Source organism: Vibrio sp. 10N.222.49.A3, assembly GCF_041475145.1.
Taxonomy (GTDB): Bacteria; Pseudomonadota; Gammaproteobacteria; order Enterobacterales; family Vibrionaceae; genus Vibrio; species Vibrio tasmaniensis_A.
In genome coordinates, this window is the sequence record NZ_JBFRVM010000341.1 from 1 (window position 1) to 1,723 (window position 1,723).

The window sequence follows — 1,723 nt, forward strand, 5'->3', positions numbered from 1 at the left end:
ACTACCCTGCCAGATAGGGTTCGCTGGGAACTGATACTCCAAGTTATGAAAAGTACAGGTCGTATTTACGATAAAACTGAACATCGAATGACATTTGAAGGAATACTTTATCGAATGAGAACAGGTATTCCTTGGCGAGATCTACCCTCTGAGTTCGGAGAGTGGAGTACCGTTTACAGACGATTTAATCTTTGGTCAAAGAAAGGGGTTTTAGATAATCTTTTCAAAAGCTTATCTAACATGGCTGATTTTGAATGGGTATTTCTTGATGGCTCTATAGTTAGAGCACATCAGCATAGTACAGGTGCAGCTACTGAAAGTTCAGAGCAAATAGGAAAAAGTCGCGGGGGCAACTCGACCCAAATTCACTTAGCCGTAGATAGTGGTGGACTGCCGATTTGCTTTGATTTATCAGAGGGACAACGCCACGATATAGTGCATGCCGAAAGCTTAGTTGAGCAACTCGATGAAGTTAATACCATCGTTTGTGATAAAGGATATGACAGCGAACCTTTCCGTACTTTTGTTAAGGAACGTGGCGGAGAAACGGTAATTGCTAAACGCAATTACGGACAAGATATAGACAAAGACAGTATGGATTGGTGTCTATACAAGTATCGTCACTTGGTCGAAAATGCCTTTGGGAGAATTAAACATTATCGAGCTATTTCAAGTAGATATGACAAGCTAGAAAGGAATTATGCCAGCATGTTATCGCTGGCATTCATGTTAATGTGGCTACCGATGTATTGTTGAACGCGAAATGTACAGCAAAGATCAACACGCCCTAGTTAATGACCAATTTAGTTCGTTGGAGCATTTCCATACAAAATACCCGTGTCATTACCTAACACCCCTGCAATGTAATCTTTACCGTTGTGCTTAACCGTCAAGAAAACCCCGTTGTAACTGCCATTTAGCGCTGATTGCGAGCAAGAAACGGCACTTGCGTTATCTGCATTAAAGTAAGATCCATTACGAACCAATTTACCTGTAATTGTACAAACGCCATTAACGACATATGAACCATCTGCGTTAATCGTCCACGTACTACCATCTGTTGTATTGGTATGAGTACCGGTGATTTGGGCAAGAGCTAATGAGTCAGTTGTTTTATTCATTGAGTAAACAAGGTTTGACCCGCTAACAACGGCTGTTAGAGTTGCAATATTGTTTGTAAATTTAGCATGCATTAACTGAATTCTTTCTTTCACAAAAACATTGTTGCTAGTAAAAGATAGACCTCTAGTTGTCATCGATGTTTCTGTCGTGGTCGCACTATCAACAAAGTAAACGCTGTTGTTCGCGAAGTCACCCACAATTAGGTTGTTCTTAGATCGCTTTGAGTCAACAAGCATGACGGTCAAGTCAGTCGGGTTAACGTATAGGCCATTACCACTAAACGTTTTTACTGTTGCACTCGGTGCCGCTGACGAACCACCGCCACAACCTACAAGTACTACTGAAGCGAAAACACCTAAAATGAAGCCTTTGTTTTTCATTGTGATTACTCTTTATTATGTATAAAGATCTTATCATATCTAAAAATAATAAATCCCGCAAAGTTGCGAGAGAACCGGCGACGCTGATGGATCCCCTCATATTTTCCCTAGTCCTGCATTGTGTGTGAGCCTTTGATATTCGAACATGATCTGCACCATCAATACTGGACGTTACGTTAAGCGACTTTGTCATTACGTTAACTATGATCTGCACCAGAAGT

2 protein-coding genes are annotated in these 1,723 nt (G+C 40.9%); one reads left to right on the forward strand and one right to left on the reverse strand.

What is annotated here, in order from left to right; genetic code table 11:
• Positions 1 to 6 precede the first annotated feature (6 nt).
• Positions 7 to 756: an IS5 family transposase gene (locus AB4589_RS25495; protein ID WP_372101966.1), complete on the forward strand. Its 750-nt coding sequence runs from the start codon at positions 7 to 9 to the stop codon at positions 754 to 756.
• 47 nt (positions 757 to 803) lie between these two features.
• Here the strand turns inward: AB4589_RS25495 and AB4589_RS25500 are convergent, their stop codons facing one another.
• Positions 804 to 1,502: a hypothetical protein gene (locus tag AB4589_RS25500; RefSeq protein WP_017100276.1), complete on the reverse strand. Its 699-nt coding sequence runs from the start codon at positions 1,500 to 1,502 to the stop codon at positions 804 to 806.
• Positions 1,503 to 1,723 lie beyond the last annotated feature (221 nt).